Annotated in this window: 22 protein-coding genes and 1 tRNA gene; 14 read left to right on the forward strand and 9 right to left on the reverse strand. The window is 30.8% G+C overall.

Features of this window, described 5'->3' with window-relative positions; all coding sequences use genetic code 11:
• The first annotated feature begins 251 nt into the window (after positions 1 to 251).
• The 6 genes from AC15TD_RS10425 to AC15TD_RS10450 all read left to right on the forward strand — a co-directional run bounded on the left by AC15TD_RS10425 (position 252) and on the right by AC15TD_RS10450 (position 6,581).
• The gene (locus AC15TD_RS10425; RefSeq protein ID WP_484452085.1) at positions 252 to 2,147 is read left to right on the forward strand and encodes a helix-turn-helix domain-containing protein; all 1,896 of its coding nucleotides are present in this window, start codon (positions 252 to 254) and stop codon (positions 2,145 to 2,147) included.
• Positions 2,148 to 2,291: 144 nt separating this feature from the next.
• Positions 2,292 to 2,843, forward strand: coding sequence for a hypothetical protein (locus AC15TD_RS10430; protein ID WP_484452086.1), 552 nt, complete (start codon positions 2,292 to 2,294; stop codon positions 2,841 to 2,843).
• 259 nt (positions 2,844 to 3,102) lie between these two features.
• Positions 3,103 to 3,510, forward strand: a complete 408-nt coding sequence (locus AC15TD_RS10435) for a hypothetical protein (RefSeq protein WP_484452087.1) — start codon at positions 3,103 to 3,105, stop codon at positions 3,508 to 3,510.
• Between the two features lie 582 nt (positions 3,511 to 4,092).
• Positions 4,093 to 4,731, forward strand: a complete 639-nt coding sequence (locus AC15TD_RS10440) for an MOSC domain-containing protein (RefSeq protein ID WP_484452088.1) — start codon at positions 4,093 to 4,095, stop codon at positions 4,729 to 4,731.
• Positions 4,732 to 4,836: 105 nt separating this feature from the next.
• Positions 4,837 to 5,175, forward strand: coding sequence for a histidine kinase dimerization/phospho-acceptor domain-containing protein (locus AC15TD_RS10445; protein WP_484452115.1), 339 nt, complete (start codon positions 4,837 to 4,839; stop codon positions 5,173 to 5,175).
• Between the two features lie 167 nt (positions 5,176 to 5,342).
• Entirely contained in the window at positions 5,343 to 6,581 is a 1,239-nt protein-coding gene (locus AC15TD_RS10450; protein WP_484452089.1) for a DEAD/DEAH box helicase, read from the forward strand.
• A 4-nt stretch (positions 6,582 to 6,585) separates the two neighbouring features.
• On the opposite strand, the gene AC15TD_RS10455 is transcribed toward AC15TD_RS10450, so the two are convergent.
• A complete protein-coding gene (locus AC15TD_RS10455; protein WP_484452090.1) occupies positions 6,586 to 6,993 on the reverse strand; it encodes a hypothetical protein in 408 nt (135 codons plus the stop codon).
• Complete coding sequence (locus AC15TD_RS10460; protein WP_484452091.1) at positions 6,977 to 7,561, reverse strand: RNA polymerase sigma factor; 585 nt, start codon at positions 7,559 to 7,561, stop codon at positions 6,977 to 6,979. Before AC15TD_RS10460 ends, AC15TD_RS10455 begins: the two co-directional genes overlap by 17 nt.
• A gap of 153 nt (positions 7,562 to 7,714) precedes the next feature.
• On the opposite strand from AC15TD_RS10460, the gene AC15TD_RS10465 reads away from it, so the two are divergent.
• Positions 7,715 to 8,062 carry a DUF6249 domain-containing protein gene (locus AC15TD_RS10465; RefSeq protein WP_484452092.1) on the forward strand — a complete coding sequence of 116 codons (348 nt, stop codon included), beginning with the start codon at positions 7,715 to 7,717 and terminating at the stop codon, positions 8,060 to 8,062.
• Between the two features lie 50 nt (positions 8,063 to 8,112).
• On the opposite strand, the gene AC15TD_RS10470 is transcribed toward AC15TD_RS10465, so the two are convergent.
• Entirely contained in the window at positions 8,113 to 8,778 is a 666-nt protein-coding gene (locus AC15TD_RS10470; protein ID WP_484452093.1) for a M15 family metallopeptidase, read from the reverse strand.
• Between the two features lie 137 nt (positions 8,779 to 8,915).
• On the opposite strand from AC15TD_RS10470, the gene AC15TD_RS10475 reads away from it, so the two are divergent.
• From AC15TD_RS10475 to AC15TD_RS10495, 5 genes are all read left to right on the forward strand, one after another.
• Entirely contained in the window at positions 8,916 to 9,479 is a 564-nt protein-coding gene (locus AC15TD_RS10475) for an alpha-ketoglutarate-dependent dioxygenase AlkB family protein (protein WP_484452094.1), read from the forward strand.
• A 684-nt stretch (positions 9,480 to 10,163) separates the two neighbouring features.
• Entirely contained in the window at positions 10,164 to 11,087 is a 924-nt protein-coding gene (locus tag AC15TD_RS10480; protein WP_484452095.1) for an alpha/beta hydrolase, read from the forward strand.
• A 202-nt stretch (positions 11,088 to 11,289) separates the two neighbouring features.
• On the forward strand, positions 11,290 to 12,600 hold the full coding sequence (locus AC15TD_RS10485; protein WP_484452096.1) for a DUF819 family protein: 1,311 nt from the start codon (positions 11,290 to 11,292) through the stop codon (positions 12,598 to 12,600).
• Positions 12,601 to 12,672: 72 nt separating this feature from the next.
• The gene (locus AC15TD_RS10490) at positions 12,673 to 13,380 is read left to right on the forward strand and encodes a DUF4369 domain-containing protein (RefSeq protein ID WP_484452097.1); all 708 of its coding nucleotides are present in this window, start codon (positions 12,673 to 12,675) and stop codon (positions 13,378 to 13,380) included.
• A 110-nt stretch (positions 13,381 to 13,490) separates the two neighbouring features.
• Complete coding sequence (locus AC15TD_RS10495) at positions 13,491 to 15,788, forward strand: transglycosylase domain-containing protein (RefSeq protein WP_484452098.1); 2,298 nt, start codon at positions 13,491 to 13,493, stop codon at positions 15,786 to 15,788.
• 87 nt (positions 15,789 to 15,875) lie between these two features.
• On the opposite strand, the gene AC15TD_RS10500 is transcribed toward AC15TD_RS10495, so the two are convergent.
• The 4 genes from AC15TD_RS10500 to idi all read right to left on the reverse strand — a co-directional run bounded on the left by AC15TD_RS10500 (position 15,876) and on the right by idi (position 17,305).
• Positions 15,876 to 15,949, reverse strand: a tRNA-Thr gene (locus AC15TD_RS10500).
• A 60-nt stretch (positions 15,950 to 16,009) separates the two neighbouring features.
• The gene (locus AC15TD_RS10505; protein WP_484452099.1) at positions 16,010 to 16,279 is read right to left on the reverse strand and encodes a hypothetical protein; all 270 of its coding nucleotides are present in this window, start codon (positions 16,277 to 16,279) and stop codon (positions 16,010 to 16,012) included.
• A 92-nt stretch (positions 16,280 to 16,371) separates the two neighbouring features.
• Positions 16,372 to 16,782, reverse strand: coding sequence for a 6-pyruvoyl trahydropterin synthase family protein (locus AC15TD_RS10510; RefSeq protein ID WP_484452100.1), 411 nt, complete (start codon positions 16,780 to 16,782; stop codon positions 16,372 to 16,374).
• Positions 16,766 to 17,305 (reverse strand): isopentenyl-diphosphate Delta-isomerase, encoded by a 540-nt coding sequence (idi, locus tag AC15TD_RS10515; protein WP_484452101.1) that lies wholly within the window; start codon positions 17,303 to 17,305, stop codon positions 16,766 to 16,768. Before idi ends, AC15TD_RS10510 begins: the two co-directional genes overlap by 17 nt.
• Before the next feature lie 128 nt (positions 17,306 to 17,433).
• Here idi and AC15TD_RS10520 point away from each other — a divergent pair, with 128 nt between their 5' ends.
• Positions 17,434 to 19,020: a peptide chain release factor 3 gene (locus tag AC15TD_RS10520; protein WP_484452102.1), complete on the forward strand. Its 1,587-nt coding sequence runs from the start codon at positions 17,434 to 17,436 to the stop codon at positions 19,018 to 19,020.
• A 127-nt stretch (positions 19,021 to 19,147) separates the two neighbouring features.
• On the forward strand, positions 19,148 to 19,381 hold the full coding sequence (locus AC15TD_RS10525; RefSeq protein ID WP_484452103.1) for a (4Fe-4S)-binding protein: 234 nt from the start codon (positions 19,148 to 19,150) through the stop codon (positions 19,379 to 19,381).
• Positions 19,382 to 19,446: 65 nt separating this feature from the next.
• Here AC15TD_RS10525 and AC15TD_RS10530 read toward each other — a convergent pair whose 3' ends face one another.
• A complete protein-coding gene (locus AC15TD_RS10530) occupies positions 19,447 to 19,764 on the reverse strand; it encodes a DUF3467 domain-containing protein (protein ID WP_484452104.1) in 318 nt (105 codons plus the stop codon).
• A 48-nt stretch (positions 19,765 to 19,812) separates the two neighbouring features.
• On the reverse strand, positions 19,813 to 24,114 hold the full coding sequence (rpoC, locus tag AC15TD_RS10535; protein ID WP_484452105.1) for a DNA-directed RNA polymerase subunit beta': 4,302 nt from the start codon (positions 24,112 to 24,114) through the stop codon (positions 19,813 to 19,815).
• Positions 24,115 to 24,122 lie beyond the last annotated feature (8 nt).

Raw genomic sequence — 24,122 nt, forward strand, 5'->3', positions numbered from 1 at the left:
ATGGTGGTTTTTTTATTTTTAACCTGCAAGAATCGATTGCTTACTTATATAAAAGAATAAACAAGTATTTTATTCTAACGTCAATACTACAATATTTGAGTCTTATAGTAATCCTAAAGAAATAAATTATTTATAAGTTCATAGAATTCCTATTATACAATGTAATTTTAAACTCGCAATCCACTAAGGTCCAATTATTTTTTTGTAAATTGATTCCTATAAACTAAATTGAATTAGTTTTTATTTTAGTGATGGATGATATTTTTCTAAATAATATCCGGCAATCCATACTGAAACATATTAAAGAGGAAAAATTTAGTGTTAGCCAGTTAGCCTCTGAAATAGGTTTGAGCAGGTCACAATTATTGCGAAAAATTAAATCCTTAACAGGTAAATCCGCCAATCATTTAATTCGGGAAATACGCTTGGAAGAAGCGGCCCAACTGCTTAAGAATTCTAATTATACGGCGTCTGAAATATCGTATCTGGTAGGATTTAGCAGCCCCTCTTATTTTAGTAAGTGTTTCCTTAATCGTTTTGGTTTTACTCCTGGAGAATTTAAAAATCAAGGCAGCGATATAATTAAAAGTATAACAAAGGTCGAGGTTACCCAAAAAGTTCATCAAAATAAATTAAGTCAATTATTTTATACGATACCCGTAATTATTATTGCTGTTGTTGGTTACTTCTTATATAGCAATTCAATTAACCAACTAAAAGAAACAAAATTTCAGTCAGCTTCAATTGCCATACTGCCATTTTTAAATCTATCAGATAATAACAACCAAGAGTACTTTGTAGATGGAATTACGGAAGCCATAACATTAGAGTTATCAAAATTTGACGCTTTAAGGGTTATATCAAGAACTTCTTCGATGAGTTATAAGGGAGGTGTTAAACTTTCCAGTGACATAGCGAATGAGCTTAATGTAGATTATTTATTAGAGGGTTCCGTTTTATTTGGTGGAGACAGCATAAAAGTAATCGTTCAACTTATAAAGCCTTTCCCTGAAGAAAAACACATCTGGCAAGAAAGTTACCATCAGAAGTTCGAAAATATTTTACAACTTGTTAGTAGCGTTTCAAACCAAATTTCGAAAGAGATCAACGCAAAAGTTTCGCCAATAGATATAGTTCCTAATATTTATAAAGTTAATATGGAATCTTACACCTATTACTTAAAAGGCCTTCATTTATGGAATCAACAATCTGATAAAACTATGATTAGTTGCATAGAGAACTTGCAAAAATCGATCGCGCTGGATTCAAGCTTTGCACCTGCCCATGTAACACTAGCAGAGGCCTATCTAACTTTAAATAAATTCATAAACAATAACGAAGAAAAGCCTCTAAACAGAGAAAAAAGTAGGAACGCCATCAAAAAAGCATTAGAACTGGATAATAACTTAGCAGCAGCTTATATTACCAAAGGGAATATCTTAGGGAAATGTGACTGGAATTGGGAGGAAATGAAAAATTTGGTGGAAAAAGGCCTTAAACTAGACCCCAACAATGCTTATGGACATAAGTTGTTATCTGATTATTATTTGTTGAATAATAATTTTGATATGGCCATAAAGGAAGCATTAGTTGCTGAAAAACTCGATCCAATGAATCCATATATAGGAACTTGGGTTGGTGTCATTTATAGTATGGCCAACGACTATGAAAGATCCATAAGACAATTCCACAAAGTGCTGGAAATTTTCCCAAATTATGGAAGCGTTTTAAGTGAATTAGGATTCGTTCAATATCTCAACGGGCAAAGAAATGATTCGAAGAACTCCTTCATAAAGTTACAAGAAATTCGGGGTAACTATGAAATGGTAAAAGCCTATAATGAAGAACCCATGGAGAATGTTTTTAGGTTCTGGCTTTCTAATGTCAAGACGAGTAATCCAAAGTATTGCTCCTACCCTATTTTAACGGCACAAGTGCACATGCTTATGGATGAAAAAGAAGAAGCCTTAGAATATCTGGAAATTGCTTATAATTATCACTTTGAATATTTACCTACAATGTTATTTAGACCTGAGTTCAAAAGCCTACATATAGAACCCAGATTTAAACGACTGGTAAATAAAACAGGGGTAACAATGAATACTAATTTCCTTATGAAACCTTTTGACACTAATTTTAAAGATTAACCCTTTTCTCTCCCATTTTAAATAATTAAATGCTTTTTAATTATAATTTTTATATCAAAAAGCATAAGGTTTTGCTGCACAGTTAATACTTTGCAAGAAGCTATTCTATTTAATTTTAATGTATAAACTTTAAATATTATAGTTATGAAAACTAAACTTTACAAATTGTGCTTTTATGCGCTGGCAATTGCAATGATTTTTACTTTTAACAGCTGCTCACAGGACGACTTAAACATACCTCAAAATGAGGAAGTAAGTAAAACAATCCTTGAAAAAACATTTTCAAAAAAGAAAGTTTCATTTGCAAGCGGACAGGCCGGATTAATTTGGAATGGGAGTTTCGAAAGTTTTGCCTTTCATGCAATAAAAGATGCCGACGGTAATGTTTTCGGTTCTTATGAAGCGCATGCCCCAGGGTCAGAATTAAGAACACACGGTACTATTGATTGCTTGATTTTTATTGATGATAATACAGCAGCGATGGCTGGGTATATGACACAAGTTGCAAGTGGAAGTGTGTTTGGTGATATTCCAGTTGGAACGGAAATATGGTTTAAGGTAAGGGATAATGGCGAAGGCACATCCTCCATTGATCAATTTTCAGGTTATTGGAATTTTGATTTTTACTACTGCGGTGATTGGCCAGGTGCTCCAATGGATAATATCGTAAATGGAAATATTCAAGTTAACCCATAAAATTTTGATTAATTATTAAAATTAGTATAAGCTGTTTTAGTATATTCTGAAACAGCTTTTTATCATTTTGATTTCAGAAACTATAAAGATTTGATTGTCTATGCAAAAATTATAGATAAATCTTTTCTTATCTTTTAAAATAGTTAAATACTTCATAATTACAACAATTACATCAAAACGTATAAGTTTTTGCAGCAGAGTTGATACATTTCAATCCGTTATTCTGTTTAATTTTATTACACAAATTTAAAATTAAAATATGATGAAAAATTTAAAATTATTAATGGCAAGTCTTGTTGTTTCTTGTTTTTTTATAACAACAAATGTAAATGCTCAAGGAAATTCTTCTCAAGTTGATTATGGTGAAGGTTCTTTTTACTGTCCATGTGCAGGGGAAGAGTTAATATTGACTTATGCATGGCATGAGGTTATAAATAAAAAGTTCTACCATTCAAATATGAAGGTAGATGCCGTTGGAGAAACCACTGGAGAAAATTATGTAATCAAGGAAATATGGAGACACAATCTACCTTATAATCCTTATGAAAATGAGAAGAGAGTTTTTAATATTACCCAAAAAGGCAAAAAAATAACAACCGATTATTATATGATTATAGATGGTGATGGAACTCAAATTAGATGGTACTGTGATTCTGGAGCATTTTAATTCAAGATATCGTTAATCAAAACTATTTCAAAATTATTTTAGATTAGAAAAATTTCTAATCGCTCTTATTTTCTTCTTTTTAACATTAAGATTAGAAAGAGGAAAATAAGAGCGATAACTCTATATTATAATTTAACTCCAAACGGCTTAAATACTTAAATTTTAATACATAGTAACGAACCAATTATATTATTTGTAAAGGGTTCTTGCTTCTATTAATGCTGCGTTATACGATTCATTGGTCTCAAAATATTACAGGTACAATAATTGACTATAATAATCCATTGGAATTTGCTGCTGTCGCAATTACAAACCCGATAAATTCAACATTTATAACCTAAAGGAGTTCTAGTAAATTTGATGAATATAAATTAACTGAAATATCTAAAGGTAAAAGAACTTAGAAGTTGTGTCATGCTTCCCGTTAGCTATGGAGATAGTGAAAATGATTGGTTGGGTCACCTTTCTAAAGTAAGAAAAAGTAAAGAAGATTTAGTAACCGTTCTAGATTAAAAAACTCAATAAATCTAGTTAAAAAACCACCTTGAAAAAACAAGGTGGTTTTTTTGTTACATTTAAGGTATGCAAATTATCTCTACAAACATAGCAAAACCAACTACCATTATCTGGAATAATGAAAAGGTAATTACAGGCATCTATAAAACACCCACAAAAAAACCAATTTATTTGCATAAAGATAGTGTAAAAGGTGATGAAATCTCAGATAAAAAAGTTCATGGCGGTGAATTTAAAGCTTGCTATTTGTTTTCTGAAAATCATTATGAATATTGGAAGACATTATATCCTAATCTAGATTGGAATTATGGAATGTTTGGAGAAAACCTAACTGTTTCTAATCTTGATGAAACGAAATTAATCATTGGGAATATATATAAAATTGGCGATGCATTAGTTCAAATTACGCAACCCAGAGAACCCTGTTTTAAATTTGCATATAAATTTGGCAGTCAATCTGTGCTTAAACAATTTATAGATAATGGTTTGTCTGGCACTTACGTGCGTGTATTAAAAGAAGGCTTTGTAAAAAATGGTGATGAGTTTCTGCTTATTGATCAAGCACAAAACAGCTTAACGACATTTCAATTTTTTAACCTACTGTTTTCAAAAGAAAAAGATAAAAATCTAATAGAAAGAGTCATTATCAATGAGGCTATTCCTTTAAAAAAGAGAAAAAAATTAGCAATTCTTTTAACTAAATAGTTTAATATAAAAATAAAAAACAAGCATATTTATTTAATAAATTAAACTAACAAATATTGTCATCCATTAATAAAATAAGATTATACCTTTAAATTAAGAGTACTAATTAATATAAGTCACAAAATAAGGACAAATTTAAATAGTATAATTGGTTTTAAAGAGTTTTTAAAGAACGAGAATCTTACCATTCAAGAGAGAAAATTTTATATTGAAATTATTGAATCAAACTCAAAAAAACTTTTAAATTTTATAGATAACTTAGTTGATATTTCTAAAATCCAATCGAATAGTCTTAAACCGATTATTGGGGAATGTCACCTTTCCAAATTAATTAAAAATTTGGAAGACAAATTTAATCATATAAAAAAATTAATCCGAAAGCGAAAGTCATCATACAAACAGCGTATGCTATACCAGATAAAAAGGAGAAATGTTATAAAATAGGTTGTGTAGATTATATAACAAAACCCATCGTAAAGGAAACTCCTTTTAAAACATTAATCATTGGTTATAAAAAGCATTTAAAGTAAGCACTATCCATTTGGTTACTTTTTAATAACATATAATATGTAGTTTTTATTTTAAACTATCTTTGTACGAAATAACTTTTCATGTCATTTAAAGACTTACAACTTAATAAACCTATTTTAAGAGCAATTGCCGAAGCTGGCTATGATAATCCAACGTTGGTTCAAGAAAAAACCATTCCTTTTGTATTAGACAAAAAAGATGTTATTGTATCTGCTCAAACAGGTACTGGTAAAACGGCAGCTTTTGCTTTGCCAATTTTACAACAATTATTTAATAAGCAAGATACATCAAAAAAAAGTAAAAAAATAAAAGCTTTGGTGGTAAGTCCTACTCGCGAATTGGCCTCACAAATTGAAGCTAACTTCAAAGCGTACAGCACCTATACTAATTTAAGAACGACAGTTGTTTTTGGAGGTATTTCTATTGAACCACAAATAGATATTTTAAAAAAGGGCGTTGACATTTTAATTGCTACCCCTGGACGTTTACTTGATTTACACAAACAAGACATTGTAAATTTAGATTATGTTGAAATCTTAGTTTTGGACGAAGCCGATTTGATGCTAGACATGGGTTTTATTGACGATGTTAAAAAAATTGAGCGTCTTTGCTCAAATGAAAAACAGATTCTATTATTTTCAGCTACTATTCCATTTAAAGTGGAACAATTAGCTAATACACTTTTAAATAACCCAGAACGCGTTGAAGTAACTCCAAATTCATCTACTTCAAAAAACGTCAATCAAGTGTTGTATTATGTGCCAAAACGCAATAAAATAGAATTGTGCTTGCACTTACTACGAAATACAATAAAAGGAAGTATTCTTATTTTTAGACGCACAAAATTTGGTGTTGAGAAACTAGAACAAACCCTTTTAAAAAATGGTTATAAAGTAACAAGCTTGCATGGAGATAAAAATCAAAATGATAGACAAACTGCTTTAAAACAACTTAAAAGCAAACAAGTAAATATTTTAATAGCTACCGATGTTGCAGCTCGTGGTATTGATATTGACCATTTAGATGCTGTTATTAATTTTGATTTACCAAATGTACCAGAAACCTATGTTCATAGAATAGGCAGAACTGCAAGAGCAGGAAACACGGGAACGTCATACTCTTTTTGTTCTGCTGATGAAAAAACATATGTAACCACCATTCAACAACTTATTCAAATGCAACTAGATGTGGTTGAAGACCATCCATATCCTTTAGACCCAAAAGCAAAAAAAGAAATTCATAAAACTCCTGGAAAGAGTAAATATAAAAAAGGGCGAAAAAGCGAAGCTAGTAAGAAGAAAAAGAAGCGCTGGTATTAATCTTTTAACGTTCCAAACGTTGGTTAAAATGATGTTTTAAAAACGGAATTTGCACACAGAGCATCAAACCAAATAGAGCAATTGCATAAGTAAATGTTTTAGATAATGTAAAGTTTGTTAATGCATTAGGGATTTTATTATTAAAAATTACACTAAAGTCCATTGAACTTATTAAACTTGGTGATGCTGTTTCTGTCGAAAAAATCAAATAGATTGTAAGTGATAATAGGGATGCAATAATAAAAAACCATCCTGTTTTTGATATTAATGGTTTATATGCCGTTACACTATTATTTAAAGTTTCAATTTTAGACATTACAGATGTAGTAAAATGAAAAGATGGCCTTTCTAATGGTGCATTTTTTAATACTTTCTCTGTTAATTTCTCTAAATGCTTATCTGCCTCTTTCATAGTGTTCAATTATTTCTGGTTCTAATTTTTGTTTCAAAATAAATGCTAACTTTTTTCTGCTTCTAAACAATTTTACTTTTACGTTGTTAGGTGTAAGCCCCATAGCTTGAGACATCTCTTCCAAGGATTGATCCTCAAAGTAATATAAAGTTATTAAAAAACTATCATCACTTGGCAATAATGCTATACAATCTTGAATAGTCTTTTCTCGTTCTTTATTTTCTAAGTTAACTAAAGCATTATCTATTGTATTTAGTTCATGCTCCGTAAATTCATCTATAGCCACATCGTTTGAATGCTTTTTATTTTTTTTCAATCTATCTAAACTCGTATTATAAGCTATCTTATAAATCCAAGTTGAAAATTTTGAATCACCTTTAAACCTATTTAACGACTTAAATACTTTTATAAATGTATCCTGAGAAACTTCTTCTGCTTCTTCCCTATTCTTTAGCATTCTTATGGTTAATGTAAATACTAAATCTTTATAACGATCTACTATTACGGAGAATGCATTCGCATCACCCTTAAGAATTAAATTGATGTAATGTTGATCGTTGGTGGTCATTTTAATAATAAGACGACTTATTCAGACCTAAGGTTACATCAAATAAAAATATTTTTTATAAAAAAATGTAACCTAAATATATTTAGCGTCGTCATAAGCTATGAACACATTAAAAATAATCAATTAAAAACAAACAATTAAAAACAAACAATTATGGGATCAGAATTAATTATAGTACCGATTATGTTTGCGGCTGTCTTTGGTATATTTTACTTATACCTTTCTACTCGAAACAAAGAACGTTTAGCACTTATAGAAAAAGGCGCAGATGCAAGTATTTTTATGAAAGGAAAAGGTCATACCGCACCAATTTGGAAAGTATTAATCTTAAACCTTGCCTTATTATTAATGGGAATAGGTGTTGGAACTTTTATTGCTTCAATATTAGATACCTATTCAAATTTAGACTCAGACTCAGTATATCCTGCTACTATATTTTTAATGGCTGGTGTTGGTCTATATATAGGCTTTAATATGACCAAGAATTTAGATAAAGAATAAGTTAATTATCAAACTAACTTAAAAAAACTGCTTTTTTAAAAGCAGTTTTTTTATTTTATAATAAAATCAAAATACGTTTCTGGAAATGGTTCTTGATTTAATGTAAAATGCCACCATTCTTTTAGGTAATTTCTAAAACCATGTTTTCGCATTACTTGTTGTAATAATTTCCTATTCGCTTTTTGTTTTTCTGTAATCCCCTCAAAATTTAGCCAAGATTTTTGTCCGAAAAAATCATACGGACTCCCCATATCTAGGGGTTCTCCTGTATTGCCATCAATAATAGTCAAATCGAGAGTACTTCCTTTACTATGCCCTGATCGTTTTGCAATATAGCCTTCAATAAATAAATCTTTTTTATTAACATCGGGATAAAACAGGTGTTTATTTATAGTATCATTTAAATCATTAGCCCAAGTCATAAAATGATTCACAGCTCTTTGAGGCCGATAACCATCATATACCTTTAAACATAAGTTTTGTTCTTCTAATTCTTCCTGAACTTTCCTTAATGCATCCGCTGTTTCCTTACTTAAAATAAGCGTATTTGATTGATATCCGTTAATGGTTTTACCAACAAAATTATTTGACGTATAATATTTTAATTCAACAGTTATATCTGGTATCACATCCTCTACATAAACGAAACCATCAGGTAATTGTGGAAATGCATTAAAAGATATAACAAAGACTAACAAAAACAATCTAGATTTCATAAAAACATCCATTTGCGCTAAATTAGAAAAAATTAATTTTCGGATATAATATATACGTAAATTTAAACGCAAGAAATTAATATCATGAAACAAATATTATAGCTAAAATGTTTTACAACGATGCCGTTAAATTAAATATGAAAGATGCTGACGTAGTGTACTACAAAAATTTCTTTAGCCAAGAATTATCAGATTTTTATTTTAAAACATTATTAAAAGATATTGAATGGCAAAAAGACACTATTAAAGTGTTTGGAAAAACCTATTTACAACCTAGGTTAACTGCGTTATATGCGAATAATAAAAACCCATACTCTTATTCGAATTTAACCCTTTACCCAAAAGCATTCACAAAGGAACTCAACCAAATTAAAGAACAAATAGAGACAGAAACTCAAACAAGCTTTACAAGTTGTTTGGCAAATTTATATAGAAACGGACAAGACAGTAATGGTTGGCATGCAGATAATGAAAAAGAATTGGGAAAGCAACCTATTATAGCGTCTGTTACGTTTGGAGCAGAACGTATTTTCCATTTTAAACATAAACACCAACCTAGTCTTAAAGCTAAGCTATTTCTAAATCACGGTAGTTTATTAATAATGAAAGGACTTACTCAAACCCATTGGCTGCATCAACTTCCTAAAACCCAAAAAGAGATAGGAAAACGAATTAATTTAACTTTTAGAATTATTGCATAAAAAAAAACCAAGATCCCTCAATCTTGGTTTTTCGTCTATTTGCTTTTTTATTTTGAAGATAGATTTAGGGTCTCTATAACTACTACAAAATGCAAATATTAATTAATTAATCCATTGAACTAAAAAGTTTAATTCTTAGTACACGTCAAATGTATAATTAAAATTAAAATAAAACGATTAACTGTATATTTTTTCGATGAAATGCATATTATTTTAACGTTTGTAGATAAAAAGGTAATTATTCAAATTCAAAGAAGAGTGAAATATTTTTAAAAGCATAAAAAATTTAAGCATAAAAAAACCGAGATCCCTCAATCTCGGTTTTCCATTAATCTGCTTTTTATTATGAAGATAGATTTAGGGTTTCTATATCTATTACATAATGCAAATATTAATTAATTAATCCATTGAACTAAAAAGTTTAATTCTTAGTACACATCAAATGTATAATTAAATTTAAATAAAAACGTTTAAATGTATTTTTATTCGACGAAATACATGTTATTTTAACATTTGTAGATAAAAACGTCTGTTTATTGACAAAGTACATCATCAAAAAATGATTATAATTATTAAAAATAATCATAGTCAATACTTAATTTTAATATATTTTTAGACCATCAAATAATAAACTAAATGATTACGCAGTTTATAACGACATAAACTATAATTAAGTTATTAAAAATGAAAACAAAGATATTTATTATTCTACTTTTTGGTTTTTTAAGAACATTTTCCCAGGATAGCAACTTTACATCTCAAGATATTTCAGTTAATTACTTAATTGATGGTACACTTTTACTTCCTAAAGAAATTGAAAAACCAAATTTAGTTATTATTATTGGTGGCTCTGGTCCTACGGACAGAAACGGAAATCAAAGTTTTTTAAAAAATAATTCATTAAAAAAATTAGCCGAAGCACTTTCTAATAATAACATAGCAACTTTTAGATACGATAAACGTGTAGTAAAGCAATTAAAAACTGGTAGCGTAGATCGCGACATTATGTTTGATGATTTTGTTAAAGATGCTAGTTCAGTTATAAAATATTTTAATAATAAAGCCTATAATCATATATATGTATTAGGGCACAGCCAAGGAAGCTTAGTTGGTATGTTAGCCGCTGAAGAAAACATGGTAGATGGATTTATTTCTATCTCTGGTGCAGGACAATCAATTGATAATATTGTGATTGAACAAATAGAAAAAACATATCCTATTTTTTTAAATGATACTAAACGAATATTTAATATTTTAAAAAAAGGTAAAAAAACTGATAATTATCCTCCAGAGTTAGCATCTGTATTCAATATAGACATCCAATCTTTTATGATGAATTGGATGAAATACAATCCACAAGAAGAAATTAAAAACCTTCAAATACCCATTTTAATAATTAATGGATCAAAGGATTTACAAGTAGATGTTAAAGAAGCCAACTTACTTAATGAATCAGCAGCTAATTCAACTCTAAAATTAATTGAAAACATGAATCATGTTTTAGTAACCATAGAGGGTGATAATTTAGAAAACTCAAAATCATATAATGAAGTTATGAGAAAAATATCACCGACTCTGATAGAAACAATAATAAGTTTTATCAAATAAAAATACAAAAAAAGCATCCTTAAGAGATGCTTTTTTACTAACCAACCAAAATTATAATTACATGCCTTAAGTTTAAAGTAACCACTCAATAAACTTTTAAATATTTAATGTAATTACTTCTATTAGTACAATGACTGTGCCAAAACAATAGCTTAATATTATTTTAGTAATAATATTTTGGTATTTTTATCAAAAAAAAATAATGGGTAATTCTCCACTTTTTACAAACGACACTGTTGTATTTGGCTTATTAATGCTTGGTTTAGGGTTCATTTTTTATACAGAGTCTAAAACATCTGGATTTTGGCATAAATTCTACAAGATAGTTCCTGGTTTATTTGTAGCCTATATGATACCCTCTTTATTTACAACGGTGGGACTAATAGCTCCAGAATGGGAAACAATCAACGCTTCTGGAGAGACTATAAAACATAGTACAAATTTATATTATGTTTCTAGTAGATATTTATTACCCGCAGCTTTAGTATTAATGACTATAAGTATCGATTTAAAAGCCGTTTTTAATTTAGGATGGAAAGCTTTAATCATGTTTTTTACAGGTACATTAGGTATAATCATTGGTGGCCCAATAGCCATATTACTAATCTCTATGGTATCACCAGAAACGGTTGGTGGCGCAGGACCAGATGCCGTCTGGAGAGGTTTATCGACGCTTGCAGGAAGTTGGATTGGTGGTGGTGCAAACCAAACAGCGATGCTTGAAATTTATGGCTATAATCAAAAACTATATGGAGGTATGGTATTTGTTGATATCGTTGTTGCAAATATCTGGATGGCCATATTATTAATAGGAATTGGAAAATCAGACCGTATTGATAAATGGTTAAATGCTGATAATACCGCTATAGAAGCCCTAAAAGAAAAAGTATCAACCTTCAGTAATAAAGTAAAACGAAACCCTTCGTTAACAGATTTAATGATTATGGCTGCCATTGCGTTTGGTGCTGTAAGTTTTTCACATTTTTTTGCTGGTTATTTAGCTCCTTATTTTGAAAGTCTTATAGTAGGAATTGAATCTGCAACAACCAGAAATATTTTTACCTTTTTAGGGTCTGAGTTCTTTTGGATGATAAGTATCTCAACTTTAATTGCCATCCTATTATCATTTACAAAAGCCAAAAATTATGAAGGTGCAGGCGCAAGTAAATTTGGAAGTGTATTTATCTATATTCTCGTAGCATCCATAGGAATGAAAATGGATTTAACACAAATATTTGATAATGCTGGATTAATTTTTATTGGAATTGTCTGGATGACCATTCATGCTGGTTTATTAATTTTAGTTGCCAAACTCATTAAAGCACCCTACTTCTTTTTAGCTGTTGGTAGTCAAGCTAATGTTGGTGGTGCAGCCTCTGCTCCTATTGTTGCTTCAGCTTTTCATCCATCATTAGCAACTGTAGGTGTTTTATTGGCTGTTTGCGGCTATGCCATTGGAACAGTTGGCGCAATTTTATGTACTATTTTATTAGAGTTAGCATCTATAAGCTAATTGTAAATATTGTCATCACTTAATTTTTTTTAAATCTATAATTATAGGATATTTGCTTTCTAAATCATATTTATGTTAATAAAAAAACTATCTATTTTATTCGTCTTATTAATAATATTTTCATGTGGTGAAAAACAGCATGATTTAACGGTTAAAACAAACATTAAAGGATTAAAAAAAGGAACTGTTTATCTTAAAAAAGTAAACGATACAGCTTTAATAACAGTTGACTCGTTTGCTGTAAATGGTGTTTCTGAATTTGAACTATATAGTGATTTAGAATCTCCCGAAGTCTTCTTTTTATATTTAGATAAAAATAGTAGTGAAAACGACAGGATTCCGTTTTTTGCAGCTAAAGGAGTTACAGAAATAAACACAAGCCTAAAAAACTTTGTTTTTGATGCAAAAATAAACGGCTCAGTTCAACAAAAAACTTGGGAGGACTATAAACTAATGATGTCTCGCTTTAATGAACGAAATCTTAATCTTATAAAGGAAAATTTTGAAGCTCAACAAAATGGTGATACAACCAAATTTGATAGCATTCAAAAAGTGTCTGAAAGTTTATTAAAAAGAAAATACTTATACACTGTAAATTTCGCCTTAAACAATAAAGACAGTGAAGTTGCCCCTTATTTAGCACTTTCTGAATTATATAATGCTCAAGTTAAATACTTAGACACTATTAATAACTCGTTAGCACCAAAGGTTAAAGCCTCTAGATATGGAAAAGAGCTGCAATCATTCATTGAGTCTATAAAAAACACAGAGCAACCTTAAATAACATTATTCTTTTTTTTATATACTTACTAAAGGTTATAGTCCTTATTATTATTTGAAAGTAAATTAAAAATTGGCTTCATTGTAACTTCTATTTTTTTAATAAATATATGTTATTAAATAAACTATTAAAAAACAAATGGTTTAAATACGTAGTTAAAGGCTTATTAGCTTTAATCGTTTTAAATGTAGTGTTTATAGCAAGTATATATGTTGGCTTTTGGGGAAAAGTACCTTCTATAAATCAACTAAAAGACCTTAAACAAAGTCAAGCCTCGCAAGTTTTAGATGTCAATAATACGCTTATTGGAAAATACTATTTTTATGATAGACAATCCATTTCATATATTAATTTTCCTCAACATCTCATCGACGCTCTAATAGCTACTGAAGACGCTCGATTTTATAAACATCATGGTATTGATACCAAAAGTCTGTTCCGCGTATTTTTTAAAACCATTTTATCAGGCGATACATCTTCTGGAGGAGGAAGTACCATTACCTTGCAATTGGCTAAAAATTTGTTTGGTAGAAGAGATTTCGGGCCATTAAGTATTGTTATAAATAAAATAAAAGAAAGTATTGTTGCCTCAAGAATAGAAGACATCTATTCAAAGGAAGATATTCTTACGTTTTATCTAAACACGGTACCTTTTCCTGATAACACCTATGGCATCGAAAGTGCCTCTCTTAAATTTTTCAACGTTCACACAAAACAACTAAATATCTCTCAAGCCGCAACCTTAATAGGGTCATTAAAGGCAAATAATAGCTATAACCCAAGATTATTCCCTGAAAAATCCCGTTCAAGAAGAGATGTAGTTATAACACAAATGGAAAGATATGGGTACTTAAGTCCAGACGAAATTACAAAAAGTATAGCTATTGATATGGTATTGGATTATCAATATTATGCTCCTAATGAAGGCATAGCTCCTTATTTTAGAGCTGAAATAAAAAAACAATTAGACAGCTTACTTCAACAAGATAAGTTTAAAAAACCAAATGGTGAAACTTATAACATTTTTCAAGATGGGCTTAAAATTCACACGACATTAGACTATACCATGCAACGCTATGCTGAAATTGCAATGCGGGAACACATGGCTAAATTACAAAGTGTTTATGAAAAAGCTTATGGACAACATGCTCCATGGCTAAAAAAGAAACCTGCTTTTTTAGCCTCTAAAAAACGTTTAAAAAAATACAAGACCTTAAAAGCTTTAAACATAACAGAAACCGATATTGAAGACTCTTTAAAAATACATCAAGAAAAAGAGTTATTCTCATGGGATGGAAATATAATAAAATCCGTTTCAACTTTAGATAGCCTAGAATACTATATGAAATTTTTAAATTCTGGACTCGTATCGATAGATCCCACATCGGGTGCTATAAGAGCTTATGTTGGGGGTATTGACTATCATTTTTTTCAATATGATCATGTATCACAAAGCAAACGTCAGGTGGGTTCAACCTTTAAACCAATTGTTTATACAGCTGCTTTAGAATCTGGCATGAAACCTTGTGCGTATTTTTCTTCTAAAGCAATCACATATACTGATTACGACGATTGGACACCAATAAATGCCTCAGACACAGAAGATGATGATATGAATTATTCGTTAGAAAAGGCATTGAGTAACTCAATAAATACCATTGCTGTAAAGGTACTGCATGAAACCGGTATCGATAATGTAATTGCACAGGCAAAAGATATGGGGATTTCTAGTAACATAGAAGAGGTTCCTTCAATTGCCCTTGGCACCTCAAATTTAAGTTTAATAGAGCTGGTTAAAGCCTATACGTGTTTTGTCAATGATAGTAAAGTGACCTCTCCTGTTTTTATCACAAAAATTGAAGATAAAGAAGGTCATACTATTGCGTCATTCAATGATCTGAACACGAAACAACCAACTAAAAAGGCTTTTAGTGACTACACCAGACAGGTTATGTTGGAGTTTTTAAAGGCAACTGTCAATAATGGTACTGCACAACGGCTAAGAAGCTCTTATGGCTTTAATAATGATATTGCAGGTAAAACAGGAACGACCCAGGACAATAAAGATGGATGGTTTGTTGGAATCATGCCAAATTTAGTGACTATAACTTGGGTAGGAAATGATAATCAGCAAATTGGTTTTAGTAATACATCTATTGGTCAAGGTGCTAATTCTGCACTTCCAATTTTCGCAAACTACTTACAACTATTAAATAAGGATCAAAAATACAACGCCATTACTAAGGCTACTTTTGAGAAACCTTCAATTGACGTAATAGAAGATTTAGATTGTGAGTTAGCAAAAAAAGATGGCTTCTTTAAACGCCTTTTTAGTACCGATTCGAAGAAAAAAACTTTTAAAAAGAAGAAAGGCTTTTTTTCATGGCTTAAAGGCAATAAAGATTGATATGTCTAAAGTAAAACTTTAAACCAATGTGTGATACCAAAATATATTATAATAAAAAAATTCAGTATGTAACTGAACTTTTTAACGAGCCGATAGAGGGACTCGAACCCACGACCTGCTGATTACAAATCAGCTGCTCTAGCCAGCTGAGCTACATCGGCCTTTTAAACGGATGCAAATATAATCTCAAAAATTATATTTGCAATAGGTTCGATAAATATTTACCCTAGTTTATTGATTTTTTCAATAAGTGCTCTTCCTTTTTCTTCAAGTTCAGAACTAACTGCTTTAAAATGTGCTTTTTTGTTTTCAACTTTTCTATCGTTTACCTTAGCAATTAAAGTGTCAAAGGTGCCAATAGCTTCATCTATAATTTCTTCACTTTTTTTTGTGTCTTTATCTGTGTTTGAATATTCCCAAACATAAACTGCTTCAATAATATCGCCTAAAACATAATTAATATCCTTTTTTAGGTCTCTAACATTTGCCATATTTAATAATTTTATTTGTTGCAAAATTACACATTAACTTGTAATAGTGCATTAATTTCGATGAGAATTTAATTCCTTAGAATTGCTGCTAATTATTGTCCAGAATAGGTCACAAAATTTCTAGGGGTTTCATAAAGAACCACCTCTAAATCAAATTTATCTTCCAATTTAGCCTTTATCTTATTATAAATGATTACAACTATATTTTCTGCAGTTGGGTTTAAGTCTTTAAACTCGGGGACATCTAAATTTAAATTTTTATGATCAAAAGCATCTTCTATTTCAGACTTTATAATGTTCTTTAAAATTTTAACATCAATCACAAAACCCGTTTCTTGGTCAATTTCACCCGTAACATTAGCTATTAATTCGTAATTATGTCCATGATAATTAGGATTATTGCATAAGCCGAATACTTCATCATTTTTTACAAAACTCCAATCTTTTCTATACAATCTATGGGCAGCATTAAAATGAGCTCTTCTACTAACTGTTACTTTCATTGCCTAATATATTTATATGTTGATAAAAATTTTCAAAAATAATTTTAAACCATTCAGTATATAATTGTGGATTTTTATCCATGTCATTTTTAATATCTTCTAAAGACATCCATTTCCAATCTGCTACTTCCTCTGGGTTTATTTTTGGATATCCATCATATTTACCTATCACAATATGGTCATACTCATGTTCAGTCAAACCATTATCAAACGGTGCTTTATAAATAAAAGAAATTGACTCTTGCAGTTCTACAACAAACCCCATTTCTTCTTTTAAACGGCGTCTACCAGCTTGAATATTGGTTTCTCCTTCTCGCTGATGACTACAGCACGTATTAGTCCATAATCCTGGTGAATGATATTTATCTAAAGCACGTTGCTGAAGCATCAATTCATTTTTTTTATTAAAAATAAATACCGAAAATGCTCGATGTAAAAGCGCCTTTTTATGAGCTTCCATTTTAGGCATAAGTCCAATTGGCTCATCGTTTTCATTAACTAAAATTACGTTTTCTTCTTTCATAATAGAACAAAAATACCAAGTAAAATGATAAAAACATCAATCTTATGATAAATTTAAAAAGCCTGCTTATCAATTATTCTTATTGACGCTAATAATAGTATCTTTGCTACCGATTTGTTATAGAGAATATGAGTTTTATTAAGGAAATAAATAGAAGGCGAACTTTTGGGATTATATCGCATCCAGATGCGGGAAAAACAACGTTAACAGAAAAATTACTCCTTTTTGGAGGGGCTATTCAAGAGGCTGGAGCCGTTAAGAGCAATAAAATTAAAAAAGGGGCTACTAGTGATTTTATGGAAATTGAGCGTCAACGTGGTATTTCTGTTGCAACTTCTGTATTGGCGTTTGAATATAAAGGTATCAAAATTAATATTTTAGACACGCCAGGGCATAAGGATTTTGCTGAAGACACCTTTAGAACGCTTACCGCTGTTGACAGCGTTATTGTAGTCATTGACGTTGCCAAAGGTGTCGAGGAACAAACAGAAAAATTAGTTGAAGTTTGTAGAATGCGTAACATCCCCATGATTGTTTTTATAAACAAGATGGATAGAGAAGGAAAAGATGCCTTTGATTTATTAGATGAAGTTGAGCAAAAATTAGGATTAAAAGTAATACCCTTAAGTTTCCCTATTGGTATGGGGTATGACTTTAGAGGAATCTATAATATTTGGGAGAAAAATGTCAATCTTTTTAGTGGTGATAGCAGAAAAGATATTGAAGAAACCATCGAAATTTCAGATTTATCATCTCCGGAATTGGACAAATTGATTGGTAATAAAGCGGCAAATACTTTAAGAGAAGAAATAGAACTTGTTGACGGCATATATCCAACGTTTAATAAAGATGAGTATTTAAACGGACATCTACAGCCTGTTTTCTTTGGGTCTGCATTAAACAACTTTGGAGTTAGAGAGTTATTAGATTGTTTCGTTGAAATTGCACCCAAGCCAAGACCTAAACAAAGTGAAGAACGTTTAGTAAAACCTGATGAAGATAAATTTACTGGTTTTGTATTTAAAATACACGCCAATATGGATCCTAATCATAGAAACCGTTTAGCGTTTATTAAAATTGTATCCGGTGAATTTAAACGCAATGCACCATATCTACATGTAAGACATAACAAAAAAGTAAAATTCTCTAGCCCAAATGCTTTTTTTGCTGAAAAGAAAGAAATTGTAGATATATCATTTCCTGGTGATATTGTCGGACTACAAGACACTGGTACTTTTAAAATTGGAGATACGCTAACAGAAGGAGAAATATTAAACTATAAAGGGGTTCCTAGTTTTTCACCTGAACATTTTAGATATATAAACAATGCAGATCCATTAAAATCGAAACAACTTTTTAAAGGAATTGACCAATTAATGGATGAAGGTGTTGCCCAGCTATTTACATTGGAATTAAACGGCAGAAAAGTCATTGGAACGGTTGGTGCTTTACAATATGAAGTCATACAATATAGACTTGAACATGAGTATGGAGCGAAATGTACGTATGAAAATTTGAATGTGTATAAAGCTTGTTGGGTTGACCCAAAAAACTCAAAGAGTGATGAGTATAAAGAATTCATTAGAGTAAAACAGCGGTTTTTGGCTAAAGACAAACAAAACCAATTAGTGTTTTTGGCAGATTCAGCGTTTTCATTACAAATGACCCAACAGAAATACCCTAGTATAAAATTTCACTTTACCTCAGAATTCTAACTTGTTAACGAAATAATTTTGAAATAAATTAAGTATTCGCAATTTTTGAATAATAACAATGATTTATTATTAAAATAATATATTAATATTATCAAATTAATAATTCATAACCCCAAATATAAACTTTATGGATTCTTTTGAAAACGAATTTAGTAATTCTGATATTACCGTAACCTTTGAACCTCGTATTTGCATTCATGCTGAAAAATGTGCCAAAGAGTTGTCATCTGTATTTAGAACATCTATAATCCCATGGATTAACTTAGACAATTCAGAAACTAATAAAATAATTAATCAAATAAAGCGATGTCCTTCTGGTGCATTAAAATACAGAAAGAATAAAAAAAAGAAAGCGAGTTAAAGCTGTTAGCGTTATTAATAAATTATAAAAAATCCCTCTAAATATTTTAAAGGGATTTTTTTATTTTAAGCCTGTCCGGTTGGTCCAAAATTTAAAGGTATTGGTGGTTGCTCATAATCTTTAATCTCACCATGAGCATTTTCAAACCTTGCAATATTCTCTCCTAACGCTTTGAGCAATCGCTTAGCATGTTGTGGCGTTAAAATAATTCTAGACTTTACTTTATTTTTTGGAACACCAGGCATAATATTAACAAAATCAACAACAAACTCAGATACCGAATGATTAATAATAGCCAAATTAGAATACGTTCCTTCAGCTACCGCTTCATCTAACTCAATATTAATTTGTCCTTGCTTGGGTTCCTTTTTATCTTCTGCCATGGATTAAATATTTATAAAAAAGATTCCCACAATTGTGGGAATCTTTTTTTAATTATAATTTACTTCTTTTCTAGCCTGCATCATTTCATCAAACTCCTCTTTAGAACCAACTATGATGTTAGTATATTTAGGCATTCCTGTACCAGCTGGTATTCTATGTCCTACAATAACATTTTCTTTTAGTCCTTCTAAATCATCAATTTTACCAGCTACTGCTGCTTCATTAAGAACTTTTGTTGTTTCTTGGAAAGAAGCTGCTGATATAAATGACTTAGTCTGAAGTGAAGCTCTTGTTATACCTTGTAAAATTGGTGTTGCTGTTGCAGATTGTGCATCTCTTGCAACTATTAGGTTTTTGTCTTCTCTTCGTAGAATAGAATTTTCATCTCTTAACTGAAATGCTGAAATAATTTGACCAGCTTTAACAGTTTGAGATTCTCCAGGATCCTCAACAACTTTAAGACCAAATATTTCATCATTTTGCTCAATAAAATCTGATTTATGAACTAATTGATCTTCTAAAAATAGAGTATCACCAGAATCTATAATTCTAACTTTACGCATCATTTGTCTTACAACAACCTCAAAGTGTTTATCATTAATTTTCACACCTTGTAAACGATACACTTCTTGTACTTCATTTACTAAGTATTGTTGTACCGCAGAAGGCCCTTTTATATTTAAAATATCATTAGGCGTTACAGAACCATCAGAAAGTGGCATACCAGCTTTAACGTAATCATTTTCTTGAACAAGAATTTGACTAGATAATTTTACTAAGTATTTTTTTACTTCACCTAATTTTGATTCTACTATAATCTCGCGATTACCTCTCTTTATTTTTCCAAAAGAAACCACACCATCAATTTCACTAACAACAGCAGGATTAGATGGATTACGTGCTTCAAATAATTCCGTTACACGTGGTAAACCTCCTGTAATATCACCTGATTTTGCGGACTTACGTGGTATTTTAACTAAAATCTTACCAACTTTAATTTTTTCACCGTCTTCAATCATTAAATGCGCTCCAACTGGTAAATTGTATGAACGTAAAACATTTCCTTTTCCATCTTCAACATGAAGTGTTGGAATTAACTTTTTATTTCTAGATTCTGAAATAACTTTTTCTTGGAATCCTGTTTGCTCATCAATTTCTACCTGATATGTAATACCCTGTTCAATATTTTCATATTTAACCTGACCTGCAAATTCTGATATGATTACACCATTATATGGATCCCATGAACATACTACATCACCTTTTTTCAACGTATCACCACTCTTAACAAAAACACTTGATCCGTAAGGAATATTATTTGTGCTTAAAGTAATACCTGATTTTTTATCAATCAATTTCAATTCTGACGTACGAGAAATTACAATATCAACTATATTTCCTTCGTTATCTTCGCCTTTCACTGTTTTAAGATCCTCTATCTCAGCAATACCATCAAATTTAACAGCAAGTTTATTTTCTTCTGAGATATTTCCTGCAATACCACCTACGTGGAATGTACGAAGTGTTAACTGCGTACCTGGTTCTCCAATAGATTGTGCGGCAACTACACCAACAGCTTCTCCTCGTTGAACCATTTTACCTGTTGCTAAGTTACGTCCGTAACATTTAGCACAAATTCCTTTTTTGGCTTCACATGTTAATGCGGAACGTACTTCTAAACTTTCAATTGGTGACTTTTCTATAGCTTTAGCGATATCATCTTCAATTAATTGACCTGATGACACCAATAATTCTTCAGTAATAGGATCATAAACATCATTTAAAGAAACACGTCCAACGATTCTCTCTTCAAGTGTTTCAACCACTTCATCGTTTTTCTTTAATGGCTCAACTTCTACTCCTCTTAGTGTACCACAATCTTCAGTATTAATAATAACATCTTGAGATACATCAACTAATCTACGAGTTAAATAACCAGCATCAGCGGTTTTAAGAGCTGTATCGGCAAGACCCTTACGAGCACCGTGCGTAGAAATAAAGTATTCTAAAATTGAAAGTCCTTCTTTAAAGTTAGAAAGAATTGGATTTTCAATAATCTCTCCACCACCTGCATTAGATTTTTTAGGTTTTGCCATCAATCCACGCATACCTGTAAGCTGACGAATCTGTTCTTTAGATCCACGAGCCCCAGAATCAAGCATCATAAACACAGAGTTAAACCCTTGTTGATCTTCACGAATACGTTTCATAGACAACTCAGTTAACGCTGCATTAGTTGATGTCCAAATATCAATTACTTGGTTATAACGCTCGTTGTTAGTAATAAGTCCCATATTATAGTTACCCATTATACCATCAACTTGCTTATTTGCAGCAGAAATCATATCTACTTTTTCTGGTGGAATAATAATATCACCTAAACTAAATGACAAACCTCCTTGGAATGCGAACTTAAATCCTAAAGTTCTAATTTCATCGAGAAATTCAGCTGTTTCAGGAACAGACGTGAATTTAAGAATATTACCAATAATATCTCTTAAAGACTTTTTGGTAAGGACCTCATTTATGTAACCGGCAGCTTGAGGCACTTTTTGATTAAATAAAACACGTCCAACCGTTGTTTCAATAATCATTGGCTCTAATTTCCCATCTGCATTAATATCTAAGGTTCTTACTTTAATAGCAGCATTTAAATCAACTTTCTTTTCATTAAAAGCTATCTCAACTTCCTCAGGCGCATAAAAAGTTAAACCTTCTCCTTGAACAGGTGCTTCAGGCGTAGATTTACGCAATTTAGTCATATAATATAACCCTAAAACCATATCCTGTGAAGGAACGGTTACTGGAGATCCATTAGCCGGATTCAAGATATTATGAGATGCCAACATTAATAATTGACATTCTAAAATAGCTTCTGGTCCTAAAGGTAAATGAACAGCCATTTGGTCACCATCAAAATCCGCGTTAAACGCAGTACATACTAATGGATGCAACTGAATTGCTTTACCTTCAATAAGTTTTGGTTGAAATGCTTGAATACCTAATCTATGTAAAGTTGGCGCACGGTTTAGTAATACCGGATGTCCTTTAAGGACATTTTCCAAGATATCCCAAACCACTGGCTCTCTTTTATCAATAATTTTTTTAGCTGACTTAACTGTTTTAACAATACCTCTTTCTATCAGTTTTCTAATAACAAAAGGCTTGTAAAGTTCTGCCGCCATATTTTTTGGTAAACCACATTCGAATAATTTTAATTCTGGTCCAACCACAATCACAGAACGTGCAGAATAATCAACACGTTTACCCAATAAGTTTTGACGGAAACGTCCTTGTTTACCTTTTAATGAATCCGATAATGATTTTAATGGTCTATTAGAATCTGTTTTAACTGCAGAAGACTTACGTGTATTATCAAATAATGAATCTACAGATTCTTGAAGCATACGTTTTTCATTCCGTAAAATTACTTCAGGGGCCTTAATTTCAACTAATCGCTTTAAACGATTATTTCTAATAATTACTCTTCTATATAAATCATTTAAATCAGACGTTGCAAAACGACCACCATCTAACGGTACTAACGGACGTAATTCTGGTGGAATTACAGGAACCACTTTCATGATCATCCATTCTGGACGATTCTCTCTATTTTGGTTAGACTCACGTAAAGATTCTACAACTTGTAAACGCTTTAATGCTTCTGTTTTACGTTGTTTAGAAGTTTCTGTGTTTGCTTTATGACGCAATTCATAAGACAAGGCTTCTAAATCAATTCTTGATAATAATTCAATTAAACATTCGGCTCCCATTTTTGCAAGGAACTTATTTGGATCTGTATCTTCTAAATATTGGTTGTCTTGTGGAAGTGATTCAAGAACATTTAAATATTCTTCCTCCGTTAAGAAATCCATTTTTTGCAATGGCTCTCCATCAATATTCTTTGCATTACCAGGTTGAATTACTACATAACGTTCATAGTAAATAATCATATCTAATTTCTTAGATGGTAAGCCTAATAAATAACCTATTTTGTTCGGTAAAGAACGGAAATACCAAATGTGAGCTACAGGAACAACAAGATTGATGTGTCCTACTCTATCACGACGCACTTTCTTCTCAGTTACTTCAACCCCACATCTATCACATACAATTCCTTTATAACGTATACGTTTATATTTTCCACAAGCACATTCGTAGTCTTTTACAGGACCAAAAATACGCTCACAGAACAAACCATCTCTCTCTGGTTTGTGAGTTCGATAATTGATAGTTTCTGGTTTTAAAACTTCACCTTTAGATTCTGCTAAAATAGATTCTGGTGACGCTAAACCAATTGAGATCTTATTAAATCTCTGTACTGTATTCTTATCTTGTTTTCTTGCCATAATATATG

The organism is Yeosuana sp. (genome assembly GCF_057126245.1).

Excerpts from the sequence above, each read along its gene's own strand:
- AC15TD_RS10425 (WP_484452085.1), top strand. The coding sequence starts at position 252 with ATGGATGATATTTTTCTAAATAATATCCGGCAATCCATACTGAAACAT.
- AC15TD_RS10430 (WP_484452086.1), top strand. The coding sequence starts at position 2,292 with ATGAAAACTAAACTTTACAAATTGTGCTTTTATGCGCTGGCAATTGCA.
- AC15TD_RS10435 (WP_484452087.1), top strand. The coding sequence starts at position 3,103 with ATGATGAAAAATTTAAAATTATTAATGGCAAGTCTTGTTGTTTCTTGT.
- AC15TD_RS10440 (WP_484452088.1), top strand. The coding sequence starts at position 4,093 with ATGCAAATTATCTCTACAAACATAGCAAAACCAACTACCATTATCTGG.
- AC15TD_RS10450 (WP_484452089.1), top strand. The coding sequence starts at position 5,343 with ATGTCATTTAAAGACTTACAACTTAATAAACCTATTTTAAGAGCAATT.
- AC15TD_RS10455 (WP_484452090.1), bottom strand. The coding sequence starts at position 6,993 with ATGAAAGAGGCAGATAAGCATTTAGAGAAATTAACAGAGAAAGTATTA.
- AC15TD_RS10460 (WP_484452091.1), bottom strand. The coding sequence starts at position 7,561 with ATGACCACCAACGATCAACATTACATCAATTTAATTCTTAAGGGTGAT.
- AC15TD_RS10465 (WP_484452092.1), top strand. The coding sequence starts at position 7,715 with ATGGGATCAGAATTAATTATAGTACCGATTATGTTTGCGGCTGTCTTT.
- AC15TD_RS10470 (WP_484452093.1), bottom strand. The coding sequence starts at position 8,778 with ATGAAATCTAGATTGTTTTTGTTAGTCTTTGTTATATCTTTTAATGCA.
- AC15TD_RS10475 (WP_484452094.1), top strand. The coding sequence starts at position 8,916 with ATGAAAGATGCTGACGTAGTGTACTACAAAAATTTCTTTAGCCAAGAA.
- AC15TD_RS10480 (WP_484452095.1), top strand. The coding sequence starts at position 10,164 with ATGAAAACAAAGATATTTATTATTCTACTTTTTGGTTTTTTAAGAACA.
- AC15TD_RS10485 (WP_484452096.1), top strand. The coding sequence starts at position 11,290 with ATGGGTAATTCTCCACTTTTTACAAACGACACTGTTGTATTTGGCTTA.
- AC15TD_RS10490 (WP_484452097.1), top strand. The coding sequence starts at position 12,673 with ATGTTAATAAAAAAACTATCTATTTTATTCGTCTTATTAATAATATTT.
- AC15TD_RS10495 (WP_484452098.1), top strand. The coding sequence starts at position 13,491 with ATGTTATTAAATAAACTATTAAAAAACAAATGGTTTAAATACGTAGTT.
- AC15TD_RS10505 (WP_484452099.1), bottom strand. The coding sequence starts at position 16,279 with ATGGCAAATGTTAGAGACCTAAAAAAGGATATTAATTATGTTTTAGGC.
- AC15TD_RS10510 (WP_484452100.1), bottom strand. The coding sequence starts at position 16,782 with ATGAAAGTAACAGTTAGTAGAAGAGCTCATTTTAATGCTGCCCATAGA.
- idi (WP_484452101.1), bottom strand. The coding sequence starts at position 17,305 with ATGAAAGAAGAAAACGTAATTTTAGTTAATGAAAACGATGAGCCAATT.
- AC15TD_RS10520 (WP_484452102.1), top strand. The coding sequence starts at position 17,434 with ATGAGTTTTATTAAGGAAATAAATAGAAGGCGAACTTTTGGGATTATA.
- AC15TD_RS10525 (WP_484452103.1), top strand. The coding sequence starts at position 19,148 with ATGGATTCTTTTGAAAACGAATTTAGTAATTCTGATATTACCGTAACC.
- AC15TD_RS10530 (WP_484452104.1), bottom strand. The coding sequence starts at position 19,764 with ATGGCAGAAGATAAAAAGGAACCCAAGCAAGGACAAATTAATATTGAG.
- rpoC (WP_484452105.1), bottom strand. The coding sequence starts at position 24,114 with ATGGCAAGAAAACAAGATAAGAATACAGTACAGAGATTTAATAAGATC.